This window comes from Sulfuriferula sp. AH1 (assembly GCF_002162035.1).
Lineage (GTDB): Bacteria > Pseudomonadota > Gammaproteobacteria > Burkholderiales > Sulfuriferulaceae > Sulfuriferula.
The window spans coordinates 776,547-794,737 of record NZ_CP021138.1 but is presented as its reverse complement, the minus strand read 5'-3'; the positions used below and the strand labels follow the sequence as shown (position 1 = coordinate 794,737).

Here is an 18,191-nt window from a genome sequence, read left to right as displayed (position 1 = left end):
TTTTATGTTCCATATCGTTCTTTATCAGCCTGAAATTCCGCCGAATACCGGCAACGTCATCCGTCTTGCAGCCAACACCGGCTGTACCCTACATCTGGTCGAACCTCTGGGATTCAAGCTGGAGGACAGGCAATTGCGCCGCGCAGGACTAGATTACCACGAATATGCCAGTCTCCACATTCATGCTGACTGGGCTGCGTGCCGCCAATATCTGGGCGACCGCCGCATCTTTGCGCTTACCACCAAAGGTGCGGCCGCATTTGCCAACGTCGAGTTCCAACCCGACGATGTGCTGCTGTTCGGCCCGGAAACCCGCGGACTGCCCGCCGATATCCTGGCGGAATTCAGTGCCGGGCAGCGCATCCGGCTGCCGATGATGCCCACCAGCCGCAGCCTGAACCTGTCCAACACCGTCGCCGTCGTCGTCTTCGAAGCCTGGCGGCAGAATGGATACGCCGGCGGCGTCTGACCCAGGGTTTTTATCTTATTATATTAACCGCCTTGACACAACCATACCGGTTGGTATCTAATAAACTTATGAGTACCGAAATCAAAATCAAACAGTACGACATCACCAGAGAAAAACTGCTGGCGTCGGCTTTTTGCGAAATCCACCGCAAGGGCTATCAGAGCGCCAGTATTGCCGACATCCTGGAGTCGACCGGGCTGACCAAGGGCGCGCTGTATCATCATTTCCCGACCAAACACGCGCTGGGTCTGGCAGTGATCGATGAAATCATCGCCCCAAAACTCGATACGGTGGTGTTTCGACAGCTGCGCGACAGTGCGCATCCGGTCGCCACATTGCTGGATATCATCGCCGGCGTGGAGTCGTTCATGGGTGACGAAGGCATCATGCTCGGTTGCCCGCTGAATAACCTGATGCAGGAAATGAGCCCGCTGGATGAGCAGTTCCGGCATCATTTGAATGGCATCCTCGAAACCTGGCAGCAAGCGATACGTTCGGCGCTGGAACATGGCCAGAAAAACGCCGTAATCAAAGCCGAAGTTGATTGCCAGGCAGCAGCCCTGTTCGTCGTCTCCGCCTGGGAAGGCTGTTTCAGTATCGCCAAAAACAAGCAATCGCCGGCTTCATTCAAGATGTGCGTGGCGCAACTGCAGGGCTATGTGCAAAGCCTGATGAAAGCTTGAATACGTCTGCCCGCAAGCGGGCGGCGAACAGGATTAAACCGACAGTCTAACGCTATCGGTAAGTACGGTGCCGGGTTTTGGTGACCGGTATCGATTTTTAAGATACCAAATGGTTGGTATCTTTTACTCAAGGAGAAGGAAATGCCGTTAATTCATACTGTAGCCCCTGAAAGCGCCGAAGGTCAGGTCAAGGAAATCTACACCCAGATTGAAAACGCGTTCGGATCTATCCCCAATGCCATGCAAATCTATAGCAGCAGCCCGGCTTTACTGGCCAGACAATGGCAGCAAATCGGCTATTACATGCAGCATCCGGCACTCGGATTCAATCTGCTGGCACTGATGCGCATGCTGATTTCGGAAGTCACGCACTGCGAATATTGCGTTGGCTTCAATGAGGCGATGCTGGTCAACATGGGCGGCCTGACCATGGAGCAAGTTGTCGCCGCCAAGAAAGACCCGCATGCCGCACCTTTATCCGACAAGGACAAGGCCATGCTGTTATTTGTGTTGAAGGCAACGACTGCAGCGGCAACGGTGAATCAGGCCGACATTGCTGCATTAAAGGCGCTCGACTGGAGCGATGGGGATATTCTGGATGGACTCAATCACGGCGCCTATATGCTGGCCGGAGACACCATCTTCAACACGCTTAAACTCGAACGGGATTTCTGAGCGTCAGCAACCATAAGCAGCCATCTATTAATCCGTAGACGGCTGCTTGTCGATCAACAATCATCTTCTGTCTGATTGATCACGCGGTAAATCACGTCCAGATCAAAGCCGCGGGATTGCAGAAAACGCATCTGCTGGTTGCGCTCTTTCGGGGTGGCAGCCGGTGCGACGAATTTCTTCTGCCAGACTTCGCGGGCGCGTTCGACTTCGGTGGTCTTGAGACCGGCCAGCGTTGCGGCGATCAGCGTTTCCGACACTCCCTGTTCACGCAGCTCATGGCCGATCTTGCGGCTGCCGTAACGCGATTGACGGGCGTGGGCGCGCTGTTCGGCATAACGCGCGTCCGACAGCCAGCCGCGGGTCTGCAGGTCGTCCAGCAGTTGATTGAGCGCATCGAGGTCTTCAGTGTGCGCGCTGAGTTTGCGGAATAATTCGGTACGGGTATGCTCACGCCGCGCCAGCGCATCGAGTGCGCGGGCGCGAAGTGATTTTTCGACGGGCTGATGCATAAACCGGCAGCTTATGCGTCGTCGATGGCCACGCTTTCGCCGATGATGGCGGTGTGCGGCACGATACCGATAGCGGCACGCACCTTGTTCTCGATTTCATGGGCGACTTCCGGATGTTCGCGCAGATACTCGCGCGCGTTATCCTTGCCCTGGCCGATCTTCTCGCCGTTATAGGCATACCAGGCACCCGCCTTGTCGACAATCTTGTTGGCGACGCCAAGCTCGATGATCTCGCCTTCGCGGGAGATGCCTTCGCCGTACAGGATGTCGAATTCAGCCTGCTTGAACGGCGGCGCGACCTTGTTTTTGACGACCTTGACGCGGGTTTCCGAACCAACCACTTCCTCGCCCTTCTTGATCGCGCCGGTACGGCGGATATCGAGACGCACGGAAGCGTAGAATTTCAGCGCATTGCCACCGGTCGTGGTTTCAGGGTTACCGAACATCACGCCGATCTTCATGCGGATCTGGTTGATGAAAATCACCAGCGTATTGGTGCGCTTGATATTGCCGGTCAGTTTGCGCAGCGCCTGGCTCATCAGCCGCGCCTGCAGGCCCATGTGCGAATCGCCCATCTCGCCTTCGATCTCGGCTTTCGGCGTCAGCGCTGCGACCGAGTCCACCACCACGATGTCAACCGAGCCGGAACGCACCAGCATGTCGGCGATTTCCAGCGCCTGTTCGCCAGTATCCGGTTGCGAAATCAGCAATTCGCCGACGTTCACGCCCAGCTTCTGCGCATATTGCGGGTCCAGCGCGTGTTCAGCGTCGATAAATGCCGCGGTGCCGTCCAGCTTCTGCATCTCGGCAATCACCTGCAAGGTCAGCGTGGTTTTACCGGACGATTCCGGCCCGTAGATTTCGACGATGCGGCCACGCGGCAAGCCACCTACGCCCAGCGCGATATCCAGGCCCAGCGAGCCGGTCGATACCACCTGAACGTCATTGACCACCTCACCGTCGCCCAGGCGCATGATAGAGCCTTTACCGAAGCTTTTTTCGATCTGTGCCAGGGCTGCAGCGAGGGCTTTGCTTCTGTTTTCGTCCATGTATATTCCTTAAATGAAACTGCTGAAAATGTAAAAAGCCTTTGCACGATATTGCGAACTCTGCTCAGCAATCGGGAAAAGGTCTATCGGTTGATTATGCGTGATTCAGGCCAGCAACTCAATCACTCCGCGCAAAGCCGCCGCCACAGCGCGAGCCCGGATCTCGTCGCGGTCGCCGCTGAGCCGGCAAGTGGTTTCCAGGTGTTTGCCGTCCGTCGTCGCCCAGGCGATGCATACGGTGCCCACCGGCTTGTACGGCGTACCGCCGCCAGGTCCGGCGATACCGGAAATCGCCAGACTGATATTGGCCTTGCTATGCTGCAACGCACCTTTGGCCATCTCGCGCACGGTCGCTTCGGACACCGCACCCTGCGTATCGAGTGTCTCCGCTGACACATCCAGCTGCATCTGTTTTGCGTCGTTGCTGTAGGTGATAAAGCCGCGGTCGTACCAGTTCGAACTGCCGGGTATCGCGGTCATCACCATGCCGACCCAGCCGCCGGTACAGGACTCAGCCGTCACCAGTTGATAGCCGTGGCGTTTCAGGGCGTGCCCGACTTGTTCTGCAAGCTGATGCAGCTCGGAATCGGTGGGTCTCATGTCAGCCAATGTTGCACTCCCAGCAATACCGCCAGCGTATAACCTGCGGCAAGCAAATCATCGAACATGACGCCGAAACCATTCTTCAGGCGGGCGTCAAACCAGTTGATGGGGAACGGTTTCCAGATGTCGAACAAGCGGAACAGCAGGAATGCGGCGGCGATCCACAACGGCTGAAGCGGCGTAAAGGCCAGTATCAGCCAGAAAGCGACGATCTCATCCCAGACGATGCCGCCGTGATCGGCCACGCCGATATTGCGCCCGGCAACGCCGCAGATCCAGATACCTGTCACAGCCGCCAGCGCGATCGCCACATAGATTTGCGCCGGATTGAGTACGGCTGCCAGTATATAAAACGAAGGCAAGGCCGCCAGCGTGCCGAACGTGCCCGGCGCCACGGGCGCCAGACCGCTACCAAAACCGAATGCCAGAAAATGCGCCGGATGGCGCGTAATGAATCGCCAGTCAGCTTGCAAAATGGTCATACCCCGCAACATCCAGCGTAATCGGCAGCCCCTCGGCATCCATCAAGCGCAACCCCGGCATCGCACTGATCCGGCCGATGGCGGTCAGGCGCAAGCCCAGTTTTTCGCCAACGGCTGCGATCGCATCCTCATTGTCCGCAGGCGCAGTGAAACACAATTCATAATCATCGCCGCCTGCCAGCACGCAGCGGTCAAACGCCGGATGCGCCGCCAGATCATGCACGATCTCGCTCACCGGCAACCGGATATAATCCAGCTCGGCTCCGACATGCGAATTTTCAAGGATATGCCCGAGATCGGCCAGCAAGCCATCGGAAATATCGATCGCACTGTGCGCGAGCCTGCGCAGCGCCTGGCCCAATGCGACGCGCGGTATGGGTGCATGCAAACGCGTGCCCAGCGTTGCAAAATCGGCATCGCTTAAATTAAGATGGCCTTGTATCGCTGCCAATGCAAAGGCCGCATCACCCAGGGTACCCGATACCCACACGGTATCCCCGGCCTGTGCGCCATCACGCCGCAAGGCCTGGCCTGCCGGCACTTCACCCATCACGGTAAACGTCATGCTCAACGGGCCGCGCGTAGTATCGCCACCGACCAGACTGATTCCATAGTCTGTCGCACAGCGATAGACGCCGTCGGCATAAGCCGCCAGCCATTCGTCATCGACATACGGCAAAGTGATCGCCAGCGTCGCCCAGCGCGGCGTCGCGCCCATGGCCGCCAGGTCGGACAGATTCACCGCCAGGGATTTCCAGCCCAGTGACGCCGGATCGGCGTCAGGAAAAAAATGCACCCCGGCAACCAGCGTGTCGGTGGAAACCGCCAGCTGCATCCCGGCGCCAGTCTGCAATAATGCACAATCATCGCCTACCCCCAGCACGACATTGGCCGCAGGTCGGGAAAAATACTGGCGGATCAGATCGAATTCGCTGGACATGCTGGTCGTATTCAACGCCGCGGCTTGTTCACTTCGACGCTGCGCACTTCGGCAGCAAGTTTATCCATCACGCCGTTGACATACTTGTGCCCGTCGGTACCGCCAAAAGTCTTGGTCAGCTCGACGGCTTCATTGATTACCACGCGGTATGGCACTTCCAGATGATGCAGCAGCTCCTGCGCGCCCAGCAGCAGTACCGCATGCTCGACCGGGCTCAATTCGGCAATGGGGCGGTCCACATATTTGGCCAGACGCTGATCCAGCTGCGCCGTCTCATTGATGGCGCCGTTCAGCAAAGCCAGAAACATTTTTTCGTCTATACCCGCATAGCCGGGATCATCGCGCAACTGTTTGACTACGTCACTCACCGGCTGCTGATTCAGCAGCCACTGGTATATCCCTTGCACTGCGAATTCGCGTGCCTTGCGTCTATTTCCGCTCATAATACTTTCAACAGGTTAGCCATTTCAATTGCGCATTCGGCTGCTTCCGCGCCTTTGGCGGAAGTACGGCTATGGGCTTGTTCGTCGGTATCGGTGGTGAGCACGGCGTTGGCGATCGGCATGCCGGTATCCAGCTGCACGCGAGTGATTCCGCTCGCCATTTCGTTGGATACCACCTCAAAATGATAGGTATCGCCGCGCACCACGGCGCCGATGGCCACCAGCGCGTCAAATTTACCGCTCTGCGCCATTTTGCGCAGTACCAGCGGGATCTCCAGCGCTCCGGGCACGGTTGCGATCTGGACATTGTCCGATTTCACGCCGCGCCTGGTCAACGCTGCGACACATGCACCCAGCAAACCGTCGCAGATATCGCGATTGAAACGGCTCATGACGATACCAATGCGCAATGCACTGCCATCGAGGTTGCTGTCTATTTCATAAATATTGTCGTATGTCGCCATGTTTTTATCCTCATGCCTGATAGGCTGTAATGGGTAATCCTACCCGATATTCAATCGCCTTCGCTATACCCGGTTACTTCCAGATCGAAACCGGCCATCGAGGGCATCTTGCGCTGGGTTGCCAGCAGCCGCATCTTGCCGACGCCGACATCTTTCAGTATCTGCGCGCCGATACCGTAATTACGCACATCCCACTTCTGCGCCGGCTTCGGTTCGTTGCTCGGCAACGCATGGCTGAGCAATTCGGCTGGCGTTTCTGCACGATGCAGCAGCACGATCACACCCTTGCCGGCGGCGGCGATCTTCTGCATGGCGCGGTTGACGCTGTAGGCATGCACCGGGCTGTCCATCTCCAGCACATCCATCACCGACACCGGCTCATGCACCCGCACCAGTGTTTCGGTATCGGCATGAATATCGCCCTTGACCAGCGCCAGATGCGCCGCACCGGAGATCTTCTCGCGGTAGGCGATCAGCTCGAATTCACCGAATACGGTGTCGATAACGCGGCTGCCTACACGCTCAATCAGGCTTTCGTTCCGGTTGCGGTAATGGATCAGATCGACGATGGCGCCGATTTTCAGCCCGTGCTCTCGCGCGTATTCGATCAGATCGGGCAGACGCGCCATGCTGCCGTCTTCCTTGAGGATTTCGCAAATCACCGCGGCCGGTTCCAGCCCGGCGATGCTCGCCAGATCGCAACCGGCTTCGGTGTGCCCGGCACGGATCAGCACGCCGCCCGGCTGCGCGCGCAGCGGAAAAATATGGCCTGGCTGGATGATGTCGGTGGCCTTGGCGTGCTTGGCCACTGCCGCCTGAATAGTGGTGGCACGGTCTGCCGCGGAAATGCCCGTGGTCACGCCCTCAGCCGCCTCGATCGACACGGTAAATGCCGTGCTGTAAGGGGTCTGGTTATCTGCCACCATCTGGCGCAGGCCGAGCTGTTTGCAACGTTCGTCGGTCAGCGTCAGGCAGATCAGGCCGCGGCCGTATTTGGCCATGAAATTGACCGCTTCCGGGGTGGCAAATTCAGCCGCCATCACCAGATCGCCCTCGTTCTCGCGGTCTTCTTCATCGACCAGCACCACCATTTTCCCGGCCTTGATGTCGGCGATAATATCTTCGATAGGACTTAAACTCATGTGGATTCCCGGTAATTGAGGATACGTTCAGCGTAGCGCGCCATCATGTCAACCTCGAGATTGACGCGGCTGCCCGCTGTTAAAGTATGCAGATTGGTATGTGTCAGCGTATGCGGGATCAGATTGATGCTGAACTCGTCGCCGTCGACCTGATTCACGGTGAGACTGACGCCGTTGACGGTGATCGAACCCTTGGTCACCACGAAGCGGGCAATGTCGCCGGGCGCGCAGATCACCAGCTCGAAGCAGTCGCCCGCCGGGGCAAAGCGCACCACTTCGCCGACGCCATCGACATGGCCCGACACCAGATGCCCGCCCAAGCGGTCGGCCAGACGCAAGGCCTTTTCCAGATTCACCGGCGCACCGGGCGGGAAGCCCACCGTGCAGCGGAACGTCTCCGCCGACACATCGACACTGAAGCCTTGTGGCGACAGCGCAATCACCGTCAGACACACGCCGTTGCAGGCGATGGAATCGCCCAGCGCGACATCGCCCAGATCCAGCTCTGCCGCGTTGATCAGCAGACGCGCGTCATCGTTATGCGGCTTCACTTCGGCCACGCTGCCGACAGCTTGAATAATTCCAGTAAACACAGACGTCCTTAAATTGATGGGCGGAACGAAACATCAGTCTTCGTGGATCACAGCCGAAGTATAGACTTCCTGCACATCGTCCAGCGATTCGAGCGCATCCAGCAGTTTCTGCATCTTCACCGCATCATCGCCGGTCAGCTCGATCTCGTTTTCCGGCTTCATGCTCACTTCACCGAATTCGGCCTTGAATCCTGCCGTTTCCAGCGCCTGCTTGATGCTGTGCAACTCGTACGGCGGGGTAATCACTTCGATACTGCCGTCCTCGTGCGTCAGCACATCGTCGGCACCGGCTTCCAGCGCGGCTTCCATCAGCGTATCTTCATCGACGCCGGGCGCGAACAGCAGCTGGCCGCAATGCTTGAACTGGAACGCCACGCAACCGTCGGTACCCATATTGCCGCCGAACTTGCTGAACGCATGGCGCACATCGGCCACGGTACGCACCTTGTTGTCAGTCAGGCAATCCACCATCACCGCCGCGCCTCCGATACCGTAACCTTCGTAACGAATTTCTTCGTAGTTCACGTTTTCCAGCTCGCCACAGCCGCGCTTGACCGCGCGCTCCACAGTGTCTTTCGGCATGTTGGCGTCAAACGCCTTGTCCATCGCCAGACGCAGGCGCGGGTTAATGCTGGCATCGCCGCCGCCCATTTTGGCAGCGACCGTTATCTCTTTAATCAACCGCGTAAAAATCTTGCCGCGTTTTGCATCCGTTGCCGCTTTTTTATGCTTGATATTCGCCCATTTACTATGTCCGGCCATCACACCCTCTAAGCTGGTAATAAAAAATGCTTTAATTTTACCACTTTACGCCTGCTGCGATAAGAGCTTACACCTCGAGCGGACGCGCAAAGCGCTGCAACACCTCCAGACTTACCAGATCCAGCACGCGCTGGTGGGTACTTTCCAGCACCACCTGCGGCGCCACGCCGGCCTCGTAGGCGGTTTTCCAGTGATTGGCGCACAAACACCACTGATCCCCCGGCTTCAGTCCGGCAAACTGCCATTGCGGCCGCGGCGTGGTCAGATCGTTGCCATTGCGGAAACTGAATTCCAGAAACGGCAGCGTCACCACCACGCACACCACATGCGTACCCAGATCTTCCTCATTGGTACGGCAGGCGCCGTCACGGAAATAGCCGGTCAGCGGCTTGAATGAACACGCCACCAGCGGTTCGCCGAATACGTTTTTGGCCAGGCGTACATCGGATGGGTTCATCTTAAATTGGCTTCCAGTTCGAAGCCTTCGGCTTCCCAGCACTCAAGACCACCCGCCAGCGAATACGCCTGTCCGAAACCCATCTGCTTGAGTACCCAGGCCGCCATCGCCGAACGCCCGCCGGAATGGCAGTACAGCAGGATGGTCTTGTCGTGCGCGGTGCACAACACTGGATGGCGATGCTTGGTAGTCGGGTCGGCAGAGGCTTCGAGGATGCCGCGGGGAATGTTGAGCGCACCGGCGATGTGCCCACTATCGAATTCGTCGGGTTCGCGCACATCGATCACCAGCACCTCGCCGGAACCCAGATTTTCTTCTGCGGTTTCCGCATCCCATTCCACGATGTGGCTGCGCGCTTCTTTAATAAAGCAGCCAAGCTGTTTAGCCATTATAATTCCCTTTCAATTTGCAATATGCGGTCTGCGCAAAGTCTAACATGTCATCACTACTCGACGGATTAAATCCGGAACAACTCGCCGCGGTCACCCTGCCGCACCAATCGGCCCTGATCCTGGCGGGTGCAGGCAGCGGCAAGACCCGCGTGCTCACCACGCGCATCGCTTGGCTGCTGCAGACCGGGCAGGTATCACCGCTGGGCATCCTCGCCGTCACCTTTACCAACAAGGCCGCCAAGGAAATGCAGACGCGCCTGAGCAGCATGCTGCCGATCAACACCCGCGGCATGTGGATAGGCACCTTCCACGGGCTGGCGAACCGGCTGCTGCGCACCCATCACCATGAGGCCGGGCTGCCGCAACTGTTCCAGATCCTCGACAGCGCCGACCAGCTGTCGGCGATCAAGCGCCTGCTCAAATCCATGAACGTGGACACCGAGAAATTCGAGCCGAAGAAAGTGCAGAATTTCATCAACGGCAACAAGGACGCCGGCCTGCGCGCCCATCATGTCGACGTCTACGATCCATACACGCGCCGTCTGGTCGAATTCTATTCGGCCTACGACGAGCAGTGCAACCGCGAAGGCGTAGTGGACTTTGCCGAACTGCTGCTGCGCAGCGAGGAATTGCTGGCGCGCAACGAAGCCCTGCGCCGTCATTATCAGGAGCGATTCCGCTACATACTGGTGGACGAATTCCAGGACACCAACCGCCTGCAATACCGCTGGCTCAAGCACTTCGCCGGCGCGGATTCGGCGCTGATGGCAGTGGGCGACGACGACCAGTCCATCTACGCGTTCCGTGGCGCGCACACCGGCAACATGAACGAATTCCAGCGCGATTACGCCCACGACAACATCATCAAGCTGGAACAGAATTACCGCAGCCACGGCAACATCCTCGACGCCGCCAATGCGCTGATCAGCCAGAACCCGGCGCGGCTGGGCAAGAACCTGTGGACCGCCGCCGATCAGGGCGAGCTGATCCGCGTGTATCTGGCCTACAACGATCAGGAAGAAGCGCGCTTCATCGCCGAAGAATCGCAGGCGCTGCACCGCGAAGGCATCGCGCTCAACGACATGGCCGTGCTCTACCGCTCCAACGCGCAGTCGCGGGTGCTGGAGCACGCCCTGTTCAGCGCCGGCATCCCGTACAAGGTCTACGGCGGCCTGCGCTTCTTCGAGCGCCAGGAGATCAAGCACGCGCTGGCCTACCTGCGCCTGCTCGCCAACCCCGACGACGACGGCGCCTTTACCCGCGTAGTGAATTTCCCCACCCGCGGCATCGGCGCGCGCAGTCTGGAGCAGCTCATCGACGCCGCGCAGCAAAGTTCATCCAGCCTGTGGCATGCCGCCAGCACCAAGGCCGGCGATGCGCCCGGCAGCAAAGGCCTGCCCGGTTTCGTCCAGCTCATTCGCAGCATGCAGGAAGCCACCCTCGGCGTCACCCTGCCCGAGGCCATCGAGCACATCCTGCAAGCCAGCGGGCTGATGGCGCATTACCTGAGCGAAAAAGACGGCCAGGACCGCGTCGACAACCTCAACGAGCTGATCAACGCCGCCACCGTGTTCATCAACGACCCCGACGCGCTGGCCGACGCTGCCGACAACGGCGGGCTGATGGCCAGCTTCCTCGCTCATGCCGCGCTCGAAGCCGGCGTGCATCAGGCCGGCGAAGGCCACGACGCGCTGCAGCTGATGACCGTGCATGCCGCCAAGGGGCTGGAGTTTCACGCGGTATTCCTCACCGGGCTGGTAGAAGGCCTGTTCCCCAGCGAGCAGTCGATCGGCGAGCAGAGCGGCATCGAGGAAGAACGCCGCCTGATGTACGTCGCCATCACCCGCGCGCGCCGCCGCCTGTACATCAGCCACGCACAAAGCCGCATGCTGCACGGCCAGACCCGCTACGGCATCCCGTCGCGCTTCCTCGGCGAGATCCCGATGGAACTGCTGAAACCGATCAACAAGGGCTATGCGCCCGACGCCGACGTCTACGCCGCACCGGTCTCCCGCTCTACCCAGCAGCACAGCAGCTCGCCCTGGCGCATGGGCATGAGCGTGCGCCACGCCAAATTCGGCGTCGGCGTGGTGATCAACGTCGAAGGCCAGGGCCCCGACACCCGCGTGCAAATCAACTTCGGCGGCGCGCATGGGGTAAAATGGCTGGCACTGGAATACGCCAAACTCGAAGCCGCCTGACATGCTCACGACACTCACCCTTATTGCCGCTCTCGTCGCCGTTGCCCTGCTGATCTGGCTGGCATTACGCATCAACGCCCTGCAAAGCGCGCTGGCGCAGCTCCCCGCCCAGCTCGACGCCGGACTGGAGCAGCGCCATCGCGCCATGTTGAGCGACCTGCATCAGGGGCTGGGAACGCAGTCCGACCGCACCCATAACGCGCTGAACGACGTCTCCGACCGCCTGCGCAACCTGGTCAGCACCGAGCTGGCCAGCACGCGCAGCGCGGTACAGGTGCTGCAACTGGAGCAATCCACCCAGCTCGCCACCAACCGCGAGGCGCTGAGCACGGCCATGCACGCGCTGGCGCAATCGCAGGCGACCGAGTTGGCCAACAGCCGCGCCGCGCTCAACCAGCAGCTGGGCGAATTCGCCGCCGGGCTGCAAACCGCGCAGGCCGAATTCCTCAGCAAGACCCTGCAAACGCTGGCCGAACAGGCCCGCGCCGAGCAGGCGCTGATCCAGACCACCATGCAGCAGGCCAGCGCCCAGCTCGCCGCCGCCGTGGAAACGCTAGCCAAGGGCGTCGACACCCGGTTGGCGGAAATCTCCGGCAAAGTCACCGAGCGCCTGGATGACGGCTTCAAGAAAACCAACGAGACCTTTGCCAATGTCATGGCGCGCCTCGCCACCATCGACGAAGCGCAGAAAAAGATCGACGGCCTCACCACCAACGTCGTCACCCTGCAGGAATTATTGGGCGACAAACGCTCGCGCGGCGCCTTCGGCGAAGTCCAGCTCGAAGGCCTGGTGCGCAACATCCTGCCGCCCGACGCCTACGAATTTCAGGCCACGCTGTCCAACGGCAGCCGCGCCGACTGCATGCTGGTATTGCCGGAGCCGACCGGGCGCGTCGCGGTCGATTCCAAATTCCCGCTGGAAAACTACACCCGCATGTTCTCGCGCGAAACGGCAGAAGCCGACCGCACCGGGGCCACCCGCGCGTTCAAGGCCGACGTCAAGAAACACGTCGACGACATCGCCAGCAAATACATCATCGAGGGCGAGACCTCCGACGGCGCGGTGATGTTCATCCCCGCCGAAGCGGTATTCGCCGAGATCCACGCCTACCACGGCGATCTGGTGGAATACGCCATGTCGCGCCGCGTGTGGATCGTATCACCGACCACGCTGATGGCCGTGCTCAACACCGCACGCGCCGTGATCAAGGACGTCGAAACCCGCCGCCAGGTGCACATCATCAAGGACGAGCTGTCCAAACTGGGCAAGGATTTCAGCCGATTCGACACGCGCATGAAAAAGCTCGCCGACCATATCCGCCAGGCTAACGAAGACGCCGCCGAAGTCCACATCAGCAGCCAGAAAATCAGCAAGCGTTTCAGCCAGATAGAGTCGGTCGACCTCGAGCACCTGCGTGCCCCTGCCCCGTCGCTACTGCCTGACGAAGATTAAAAAATCATCACCGAACCGTAGGATGGGTAGAGCCAAGCGAAACCCATCAGCAAAGATCAAGGAAAACACCATGACCGAGCCCATAGAACTCATGCGCGCCAAACTCAACACCGAAACCGCCAAAACCGACTGGGCCGAGCTGCGCCCGTTCTTCGCCAAAGGCCAGCTGATCAAAGTGGATAACCGGCTGGATTTAGTCGACGTCGCCGCGCATATTGCTGCTGATGACACCGAGAGCGTGCGCGAATGGATGATGAGCGGCCAACTGGTCAAACTCGACGACAAAACCGCGCTGGACTGGGAAGAACGTAAGCCGGCAATCTGGACGGTGGTGCTAGCGCCGTGGATCTTGGTGCAGGAGCGGGGGCATTGAGGTAGGATGCTTTAATCGTACTAAAATTCTATTTTTTGTTGTGTTGGAATGTTAGAACTGACCCCAAATTTTCTCGAATTTCTCCACGAGGCAGAACTTCCGCAAGTAGTACTTATGATTATGCGTGGAAAGGGTGATTTAAATGAAGTTTTTTATGGATTTATATTACCTTCCGATACTTTTGTTTGCGTTATTGATTTCCCACTTATTAATAAGTTATCTCTCTAAACACCACTCTGGTATATATGCTGAAATGGGTAAGCCAAAACTTACTGATTCCAACCTAAGTCGATCAGCATGGGCATTGCAAGGTTTTCTTTGGAAGTTTAAATTCTTTAAATTGCATGATGTAAGATTGACCCTGCTTTGCTTAGCTGTACTTTTGCTTGAGCTGATATTGGTTATTTATGTGTATGCCTTACTTTAAAAAAACAGGCGCTAATCGGTAGAGGCAAATAAGCCCGTAGCCCGTAGCCCGTAGGATGGGTTGAGCAAAGCGATACCCATCAAAACCACCACCCTCTGCTACGATGCCTCCCACGGCAAACTATCGACGAAATTTTGTTGCGGGCGGCAGCTTCTTCTTCACCATGAATCTCGCTGAGCGCTGAGCGTGCACAATGGGGTCAATTCTAGCCGTAAAAGTAAAGAGAAATAACGCGTGATATAACAACACTCAGTAGAACTATATTTGATACATTAACTATTCTCGATAACCAGTCTTTACCTTGCGGAAACCAACCAATATCCTTAATGCTTTTTTAAACATTTCACTCTTAGTCAGCGACTTTTCAACACCTTGTTTCCAATGTGTGGCCTCATAAATGGCAATGCGAGCCCATGTACCCAGATACGCTATTAATATCAATACCATGGTCCATAAACTCCTTATATCTTTTGAACTGAGATCGTGATCCCATCCAAATAAACTCGTAAATGCAAAGAAAATTGCAATATACTTCATTGGGACAATGCTTCTACGCATAGGATGCCCATCAAAAGAAAAATTCCATACATCTTTAAACGATATGTTTGATTGATACGCTAATGCGCGTACGGTATAGGTATATTTCATACAGAAATAAACAGTAAACATACCAAACGAAGTAATAAGACCAATTATTGCCATAAATACTCCGGAACAATTTCGTCGCTCATTTAAGCCACATTTGGGACAACGGGGTCAGTTCTAACATTCCAACAACTACCCTATCTATTTGTAATGGGTTTCGCTTTGCTTTACCCATCCTACGAACTAGATTTTAGTTTTCAGCCGCGCCGTTGCCGAAGTGTAAACCGTAGCATCTTCACGTTTGTCCACTGCCAGCACAAGCACCACCAACTCATCATTTTCCACTACATAAACCAGCCGGTAACCCTGCTTTAACAACTTGATTTTATAACAATTCCGCAACTCGCCATGCAATTCCGAACCCGGCATGAAAGGCTCATTCAACCGCTTTTTCAGCAATTTGCGTAATGGCTCTTTAACAGAACCATCAAGCCGATTCCATTCTCCCAGCGCATCAGGCACGAACTTTAATTTGTATTTATATTGTTCGGCCATATCAAATCTCGTCGATGTTCACTTCCACTGCGTTGGCACGTTGCGCCATACGTGCTTGCAACAACGGCATCAGCTGATTATCAGCCAGCTGCTCAATGAGCAGCTCAAACATCTGCGGATCAACCATGTAAAACGCCGGTTTGTTGTGGTTGAGCACGGCAACCGGTTTTTGGCCTGCCTCGCGCAGCACCTTGGCCGGGTTTTTCTTGAAGTCCGACATACTGATGGTCAGATCGGTAAAGATGGTTTGCATGGTATTCTCCTACGCATAAATTAAGCTAATTATACCTCTAAAAATAGAGCTTTATAATAGTCTTAATTAAGCAGCCATCCATTAATATTTGCGGTCATCCCGTAGGATGGGTTAAGCAAAGCGATACCCATCAAAACCACCACCCTCTGCTACGATACCGCCCATGGCAAACTATCGACGAAACTTTGTTGCGGGCGGCAGCTTCTTTTTCACCGTGAATCTCGCTGAGCGTAAATCCAGCCTGCTCACGGAACATATCGAACTATTACGCGAAGCATTCCGCTATACGCGTAGCCGCCATCCTTTCGAAATCAATGCGATTGTTGTGCTACCTGAACATTTGCACACCATCTGGACTTTGCCTGCTGGCGACTGCGATTATGCAATGCGCTGGCGTTTGATCAAGAGCCGATTCTCGAGGTCGATACCAAAAAGGGAGCGTATATCGCGTAGCCGTTTAGGCAAAGGCGAACGCGGTATCTGGCAGCGGCGTTATTGGGAACACACGCTCAGGGACGAACTGGATTATGCGAGGCATGTGGACTACATCCATATCAATCCGGTGAAGCATGGGCATGTGAATTCGGTGGCGGAATGGCCTTACTCTTCATTTCACCGCCATGTTGAAATGGGGGTGTATCCGGCGGACTGGGCTGGTGATGTGGAAGCAATGGCGACTGGGGAGTTGTGATGGGTTTCGCTTTGCTCTACCCATCCTACGATCAAATTCCGGATTTGACATTGCGTACGCATTTACGTACCATTTTAACTTCTTCTCAGGAGCGAAAAATGCACACCCTTACCGCCAGCGAAGCGCGCGCCAATCTCTACCGGCTGATTGATGAAACAGCGGAGTCGCATCAACCCATCATTATTTCCGGCAAGCGTAGCAGTGCTGTGCTGCTTTCTATAGAAGACTGGAGCGCCATTCAGGAAACCTTGCATTTGCTTGCCGTACCCGGCATGCGGAAATCAATAAAAGCAGGCATGGCCGAACCCCTCACAGAAAGCGCCAAGGAGCTTGATTGGTGAGCTGGGAGGTTGTTTATGCCGAGCACGCAATGAAAGACGCAAAAAAGCTTGCTGCAACCGGCCTCATGCCAAAAGCGCAAGCGCTGATCACCGTGCTTGCAAATAATCCATTTCAGAACCCGCCACCCTTTGAGAAACTGGTCGGCGATCTTGCTGGCGCATATTCGCGCCGCATCAATATTCAGCATCGTATCGTGTACGAGGTATTTGCCGAGGAAAAAACCGTTCGTGTTCTGCGGATGTGGACTCACTATGAATGAGTCCATAAAACGCACGTTAGGGTCAGCTCTACATTCTAACAAAGAACTAACCCGATTTTTGACGCCGTTTCTACCTTCGCATGACGTGTCCACGATGTCCGTTGCACACCATTAGCGATGAAGCACTATGCGATAGTGCGCGTTACCGCTTCTTAGTCTTTCGATTGCCTTGTTGATATCAGCAAAGCTGAATTTCTCGATGACCGGCTTGACGTGGTGGCGCTTGGCGAACTCCAGCATTCTGGCAATGGTTAAAGGGCTGCCGACCGGAGAACCGGAAATCGAACGCTGCGCCATGATGAGCGAAAACACATTGATATCGAGCGGGTCCAGCGTCGCGCCGACAAAATGCAAACGCCCGCGCGGCTTCAGCGTGCCAAGATAGAGATTCCAGTCCAGCTTCACATTCACTGTGGAAATGATCATGTCGAAACGTCCGGCAGCCGCCTCGATTTGTTTCGGATCGCGCGAGTTCAAGGTATGGTGCGCGCCCAGCTCCAGAGCTTCCTTCTTTTTATTTTCGCTGCTGGTGAATGCCGTGACATCGCAGCCCCAGCCATTCAGGAACTGCAACGCCATATGGCCAAGGCCGCCAATGCCGATCACCGCCACTTTGTCGGTGGGTTTGATATCAAACTGGACCAGCGGATTAAACACCGTGATCCCGCCGCAAAACAGCGGGCCGGCGGACTCCAGATCAATGCCTTCCGGGATCGGAACCACGCTGTTGGCTGACGCACGCACCTTGTCGGCAAAACCGCCGTGATGCCCGACGATAGTCGCCTGCGCGGTCGCGCATAGATTGTTGTCGCCTGTCTTGCAAGGTTCGCATTCGTTGCAATACCCGGCATGCCAGCCCAGCCCCACCACCTGGCCGATCTTCAGGTGCTTGACGTCTGCGCCGATTTTGCCGATCGTTCCAACCACTTCGTGTCCGGGAACCACCGGGTATTCGGTAATCCCCCATTCATTGTCGATCACGCTCAGATCGCTATGGCAGATACCGCAATACTGAACGTCGATTTCAACTTCGTCGGGCTTGAGTTGGCCGGGATCATATTCAAAGGGCTTGAGTTCTCCGTGTGGTTCAAATGCGGCAAAGGCTTTGATCATGCTTGATTTCCTTCTTGTCAATGTGGACATTCCATACATATACCAGCCTTATGTTTCTTGCTGATATATCTTCTTTGGAGTTCACAGGAACGAAATGGTTGCGGACAAAAACAAAAATGCCAACCGGATATGTCATCACCGCTCCTGCGTGCATCGGAGTCAGTTCCTGCATCGCTTGCGCTGTCATGACTTTCAAAGCATCTATAATCACATATCAGGAGCGATACCCGGCAAACGCCCGCTTTACTCGCGCAGGGAAGTGAGGCTACCATGCAC

At 56.5% G+C, this 18,191-nt stretch carries 26 protein-coding genes; 9 read left to right on the top strand and 17 right to left on the bottom strand.

Annotated elements, in window-relative coordinates:
• Nucleotides 1–4 precede the first annotated feature (4 nt).
• From trmL to CAP31_RS04210, 3 genes are all read left to right on the top strand, one after another.
• Nucleotides 5–469 carry a tRNA (uridine(34)/cytosine(34)/5-carboxymethylaminomethyluridine(34)-2'-O)-methyltransferase TrmL gene (trmL, locus tag CAP31_RS04220; RefSeq protein ID WP_087446396.1) on the top strand — a complete coding sequence of 155 codons (465 nt, stop codon included), beginning with the start codon at nucleotides 5–7 and terminating at the stop codon, nucleotides 467–469.
• A 68-nt stretch (nucleotides 470–537) separates the two neighbouring features.
• Nucleotides 538–1,152, top strand: a complete 615-nt coding sequence (locus tag CAP31_RS04215; RefSeq protein WP_223247358.1) for a TetR/AcrR family transcriptional regulator — start codon at nucleotides 538–540, stop codon at nucleotides 1,150–1,152.
• A gap of 141 nt (nucleotides 1,153–1,293) precedes the next feature.
• A complete protein-coding gene (locus CAP31_RS04210) occupies nucleotides 1,294–1,827 on the top strand; it encodes a carboxymuconolactone decarboxylase family protein (protein ID WP_087446395.1) in 534 nt (177 codons plus the stop codon).
• 53 nt (nucleotides 1,828–1,880) lie between these two features.
• On the opposite strand, the gene recX is transcribed toward CAP31_RS04210, so the two are convergent.
• The 12 genes from recX to CAP31_RS04150 form a co-directional block, all read right to left on the bottom strand.
• On the bottom strand, nucleotides 1,881–2,336 hold the full coding sequence (gene recX / locus CAP31_RS04205) for a recombination regulator RecX (protein ID WP_087446394.1): 456 nt from the start codon (nucleotides 2,334–2,336) through the stop codon (nucleotides 1,881–1,883).
• Nucleotides 2,337–2,347: 11 nt separating this feature from the next.
• Nucleotides 2,348–3,385: a recombinase RecA gene (recA, locus tag CAP31_RS04200; RefSeq protein ID WP_087446393.1), complete on the bottom strand. Its 1,038-nt coding sequence runs from the start codon at nucleotides 3,383–3,385 to the stop codon at nucleotides 2,348–2,350.
• 105 nt (nucleotides 3,386–3,490) lie between these two features.
• Nucleotides 3,491–3,985 carry a CinA family protein gene (locus tag CAP31_RS04195; protein WP_087446392.1) on the bottom strand — a complete coding sequence of 165 codons (495 nt, stop codon included), beginning with the start codon at nucleotides 3,983–3,985 and terminating at the stop codon, nucleotides 3,491–3,493.
• Nucleotides 3,982–4,470, bottom strand: a complete 489-nt coding sequence (locus CAP31_RS04190; RefSeq protein ID WP_087446391.1) for a phosphatidylglycerophosphatase A — start codon at nucleotides 4,468–4,470, stop codon at nucleotides 3,982–3,984. Before CAP31_RS04190 ends, CAP31_RS04195 begins: the two co-directional genes overlap by 4 nt.
• Nucleotides 4,451–5,425, bottom strand: coding sequence for a thiamine-phosphate kinase (gene thiL, locus CAP31_RS04185; protein WP_369802439.1), 975 nt, complete (start codon nucleotides 5,423–5,425; stop codon nucleotides 4,451–4,453). The genes CAP31_RS04190 and thiL overlap by 20 nt, the downstream gene beginning before the upstream one ends.
• The gene (gene nusB / locus CAP31_RS04180; protein WP_087446390.1) at nucleotides 5,422–5,853 is read right to left on the bottom strand and encodes a transcription antitermination factor NusB; all 432 of its coding nucleotides are present in this window, start codon (nucleotides 5,851–5,853) and stop codon (nucleotides 5,422–5,424) included. Before nusB ends, thiL begins: the two co-directional genes overlap by 4 nt.
• A complete protein-coding gene (gene ribH / locus CAP31_RS04175) occupies nucleotides 5,850–6,317 on the bottom strand; it encodes a 6,7-dimethyl-8-ribityllumazine synthase (protein ID WP_087446389.1) in 468 nt (155 codons plus the stop codon). Before ribH ends, nusB begins: the two co-directional genes overlap by 4 nt.
• Before the next feature lie 50 nt (nucleotides 6,318–6,367).
• Complete coding sequence (ribBA, locus tag CAP31_RS04170; RefSeq protein ID WP_087446388.1) at nucleotides 6,368–7,459, bottom strand: bifunctional 3,4-dihydroxy-2-butanone-4-phosphate synthase/GTP cyclohydrolase II; 1,092 nt, start codon at nucleotides 7,457–7,459, stop codon at nucleotides 6,368–6,370.
• The gene (locus CAP31_RS04165) at nucleotides 7,456–8,052 is read right to left on the bottom strand and encodes a riboflavin synthase (RefSeq protein WP_087446387.1); all 597 of its coding nucleotides are present in this window, start codon (nucleotides 8,050–8,052) and stop codon (nucleotides 7,456–7,458) included. Before CAP31_RS04165 ends, ribBA begins: the two co-directional genes overlap by 4 nt.
• Nucleotides 8,053–8,085: 33 nt before the next feature.
• Nucleotides 8,086–8,814, bottom strand: a complete 729-nt coding sequence (locus tag CAP31_RS04160; RefSeq protein WP_087446386.1) for a YebC/PmpR family DNA-binding transcriptional regulator — start codon at nucleotides 8,812–8,814, stop codon at nucleotides 8,086–8,088.
• A 67-nt stretch (nucleotides 8,815–8,881) separates the two neighbouring features.
• On the bottom strand, nucleotides 8,882–9,271 hold the full coding sequence (locus CAP31_RS04155; RefSeq protein ID WP_087446385.1) for a DUF2237 family protein: 390 nt from the start codon (nucleotides 9,269–9,271) through the stop codon (nucleotides 8,882–8,884).
• Complete coding sequence (locus CAP31_RS04150) at nucleotides 9,268–9,660, bottom strand: rhodanese-like domain-containing protein (protein WP_087446384.1); 393 nt, start codon at nucleotides 9,658–9,660, stop codon at nucleotides 9,268–9,270. Before CAP31_RS04150 ends, CAP31_RS04155 begins: the two co-directional genes overlap by 4 nt.
• Nucleotides 9,661–9,707: 47 nt before the next feature.
• On the opposite strand from CAP31_RS04150, the gene CAP31_RS04145 reads away from it, so the two are divergent.
• The 3 genes from CAP31_RS04145 to CAP31_RS04135 all read left to right on the top strand — a co-directional run bounded on the left by CAP31_RS04145 (nucleotide 9,708) and on the right by CAP31_RS04135 (nucleotide 13,690).
• Complete coding sequence (locus CAP31_RS04145; RefSeq protein ID WP_087446383.1) at nucleotides 9,708–11,864, top strand: UvrD-helicase domain-containing protein; 2,157 nt, start codon at nucleotides 9,708–9,710, stop codon at nucleotides 11,862–11,864.
• Nucleotide 11,865: 1 nt separating this feature from the next.
• The gene (rmuC, locus tag CAP31_RS04140; protein ID WP_087446382.1) at nucleotides 11,866–13,317 is read left to right on the top strand and encodes a DNA recombination protein RmuC; all 1,452 of its coding nucleotides are present in this window, start codon (nucleotides 11,866–11,868) and stop codon (nucleotides 13,315–13,317) included.
• A 70-nt stretch (nucleotides 13,318–13,387) separates the two neighbouring features.
• Nucleotides 13,388–13,690, top strand: coding sequence for a DUF2288 domain-containing protein (locus CAP31_RS04135; protein WP_087446381.1), 303 nt, complete (start codon nucleotides 13,388–13,390; stop codon nucleotides 13,688–13,690).
• A 703-nt stretch (nucleotides 13,691–14,393) separates the two neighbouring features.
• Here the strand turns inward: CAP31_RS04135 and CAP31_RS04125 are convergent.
• From CAP31_RS04125 to CAP31_RS04115, 3 genes are all read right to left on the bottom strand, one after another.
• Nucleotides 14,394–14,819 (bottom strand): hypothetical protein, encoded by a 426-nt coding sequence (locus tag CAP31_RS04125; RefSeq protein WP_087446379.1) that lies wholly within the window; start codon nucleotides 14,817–14,819, stop codon nucleotides 14,394–14,396.
• A 126-nt stretch (nucleotides 14,820–14,945) separates the two neighbouring features.
• Nucleotides 14,946–15,257: a type II toxin-antitoxin system RelE/ParE family toxin gene (locus CAP31_RS04120; protein ID WP_087446378.1), complete on the bottom strand. Its 312-nt coding sequence runs from the start codon at nucleotides 15,255–15,257 to the stop codon at nucleotides 14,946–14,948.
• A 1-nt stretch (nucleotide 15,258) separates the two neighbouring features.
• Nucleotides 15,259–15,510 (bottom strand): type II toxin-antitoxin system prevent-host-death family antitoxin, encoded by a 252-nt coding sequence (locus CAP31_RS04115; RefSeq protein WP_087446377.1) that lies wholly within the window; start codon nucleotides 15,508–15,510, stop codon nucleotides 15,259–15,261.
• Between the two features lie 163 nt (nucleotides 15,511–15,673).
• Here CAP31_RS04115 and CAP31_RS04110 point away from each other — a divergent pair, with 163 nt between their 5' ends.
• The 3 genes from CAP31_RS04110 (at nucleotide 15,674) to CAP31_RS04100 (ending at nucleotide 16,802) form a co-directional block, all read left to right on the top strand.
• A complete protein-coding gene (locus CAP31_RS04110) occupies nucleotides 15,674–16,201 on the top strand; it encodes a transposase (RefSeq protein ID WP_087446376.1) in 528 nt (175 codons plus the stop codon).
• Between the two features lie 98 nt (nucleotides 16,202–16,299).
• Entirely contained in the window at nucleotides 16,300–16,542 is a 243-nt protein-coding gene (locus CAP31_RS04105; protein WP_087448247.1) for a type II toxin-antitoxin system Phd/YefM family antitoxin, read from the top strand.
• Entirely contained in the window at nucleotides 16,539–16,802 is a 264-nt protein-coding gene (locus CAP31_RS04100) for a Txe/YoeB family addiction module toxin (RefSeq protein WP_087446375.1), read from the top strand. Before CAP31_RS04105 ends, CAP31_RS04100 begins: the two co-directional genes overlap by 4 nt.
• Before the next feature lie 111 nt (nucleotides 16,803–16,913).
• Here CAP31_RS04100 and CAP31_RS04095 read toward each other — a convergent pair whose 3' ends face one another.
• Together CAP31_RS04095 and CAP31_RS04090 are read right to left on the bottom strand one after the other, a co-directional pair.
• Nucleotides 16,914–17,915, bottom strand: coding sequence for an NAD(P)-dependent alcohol dehydrogenase (locus CAP31_RS04095; protein WP_087446374.1), 1,002 nt, complete (start codon nucleotides 17,913–17,915; stop codon nucleotides 16,914–16,916).
• Nucleotides 17,890–18,102 (bottom strand): hypothetical protein, encoded by a 213-nt coding sequence (locus CAP31_RS04090; protein ID WP_157662648.1) that lies wholly within the window; start codon nucleotides 18,100–18,102, stop codon nucleotides 17,890–17,892. The genes CAP31_RS04095 and CAP31_RS04090 overlap by 26 nt, the downstream gene beginning before the upstream one ends.
• Nucleotides 18,103–18,191: the final 89 nt, after the last annotated feature.

Coding starts and splice junctions, on each gene's coding strand:
- CAP31_RS04135 (WP_087446381.1), top strand. CDS start 13,388: ATGACCGAGCCCATAGAACTCATGCGCGCCAAACTCAACACCGAAACC.
- trmL (WP_087446396.1), top strand. CDS start 5: ATGTTCCATATCGTTCTTTATCAGCCTGAAATTCCGCCGAATACCGGC.
- CAP31_RS04190 (WP_087446391.1), bottom strand. CDS start 4,470: ATGACCATTTTGCAAGCTGACTGGCGATTCATTACGCGCCATCCGGCG.
- ribBA (WP_087446388.1), bottom strand. CDS start 7,459: ATGAGTTTAAGTCCTATCGAAGATATTATCGCCGACATCAAGGCCGGG.
- CAP31_RS04150 (WP_087446384.1), bottom strand. CDS start 9,660: ATGGCTAAACAGCTTGGCTGCTTTATTAAAGAAGCGCGCAGCCACATC.
- CAP31_RS04095 (WP_087446374.1), bottom strand. CDS start 17,915: ATGATCAAAGCCTTTGCCGCATTTGAACCACACGGAGAACTCAAGCCC.
- CAP31_RS04195 (WP_087446392.1), bottom strand. CDS start 3,985: ATGAGACCCACCGATTCCGAGCTGCATCAGCTTGCAGAACAAGTCGGG.
- CAP31_RS04210 (WP_087446395.1), top strand. CDS start 1,294: ATGCCGTTAATTCATACTGTAGCCCCTGAAAGCGCCGAAGGTCAGGTC.
- CAP31_RS04125 (WP_087446379.1), bottom strand. CDS start 14,819: ATGGCAATAATTGGTCTTATTACTTCGTTTGGTATGTTTACTGTTTAT.
- nusB (WP_087446390.1), bottom strand. CDS start 5,853: ATGAGCGGAAATAGACGCAAGGCACGCGAATTCGCAGTGCAAGGGATA.
- ribH (WP_087446389.1), bottom strand. CDS start 6,317: ATGGCGACATACGACAATATTTATGAAATAGACAGCAACCTCGATGGC.
- CAP31_RS04215 (WP_223247358.1), top strand. CDS start 538: ATGAGTACCGAAATCAAAATCAAACAGTACGACATCACCAGAGAAAAA.
- CAP31_RS04105 (WP_087448247.1), top strand. CDS start 16,300: ATGCACACCCTTACCGCCAGCGAAGCGCGCGCCAATCTCTACCGGCTG.
- rmuC (WP_087446382.1), top strand. CDS start 11,866: ATGCTCACGACACTCACCCTTATTGCCGCTCTCGTCGCCGTTGCCCTG.
- recX (WP_087446394.1), bottom strand. CDS start 2,336: ATGCATCAGCCCGTCGAAAAATCACTTCGCGCCCGCGCACTCGATGCG.
- CAP31_RS04160 (WP_087446386.1), bottom strand. CDS start 8,814: ATGGCCGGACATAGTAAATGGGCGAATATCAAGCATAAAAAAGCGGCA.
- CAP31_RS04145 (WP_087446383.1), top strand. CDS start 9,708: ATGTCATCACTACTCGACGGATTAAATCCGGAACAACTCGCCGCGGTC.
- CAP31_RS04120 (WP_087446378.1), bottom strand. CDS start 15,257: ATGGCCGAACAATATAAATACAAATTAAAGTTCGTGCCTGATGCGCTG.
- recA (WP_087446393.1), bottom strand. CDS start 3,385: ATGGACGAAAACAGAAGCAAAGCCCTCGCTGCAGCCCTGGCACAGATC.
- CAP31_RS04115 (WP_087446377.1), bottom strand. CDS start 15,510: ATGCAAACCATCTTTACCGATCTGACCATCAGTATGTCGGACTTCAAG.
- CAP31_RS04110 (WP_087446376.1), top strand. CDS start 15,674: ATGGCAAACTATCGACGAAACTTTGTTGCGGGCGGCAGCTTCTTTTTC.
- CAP31_RS04090 (WP_157662648.1), bottom strand. CDS start 18,102: ATGACAGCGCAAGCGATGCAGGAACTGACTCCGATGCACGCAGGAGCG.
- CAP31_RS04155 (WP_087446385.1), bottom strand. CDS start 9,271: ATGAACCCATCCGATGTACGCCTGGCCAAAAACGTATTCGGCGAACCG.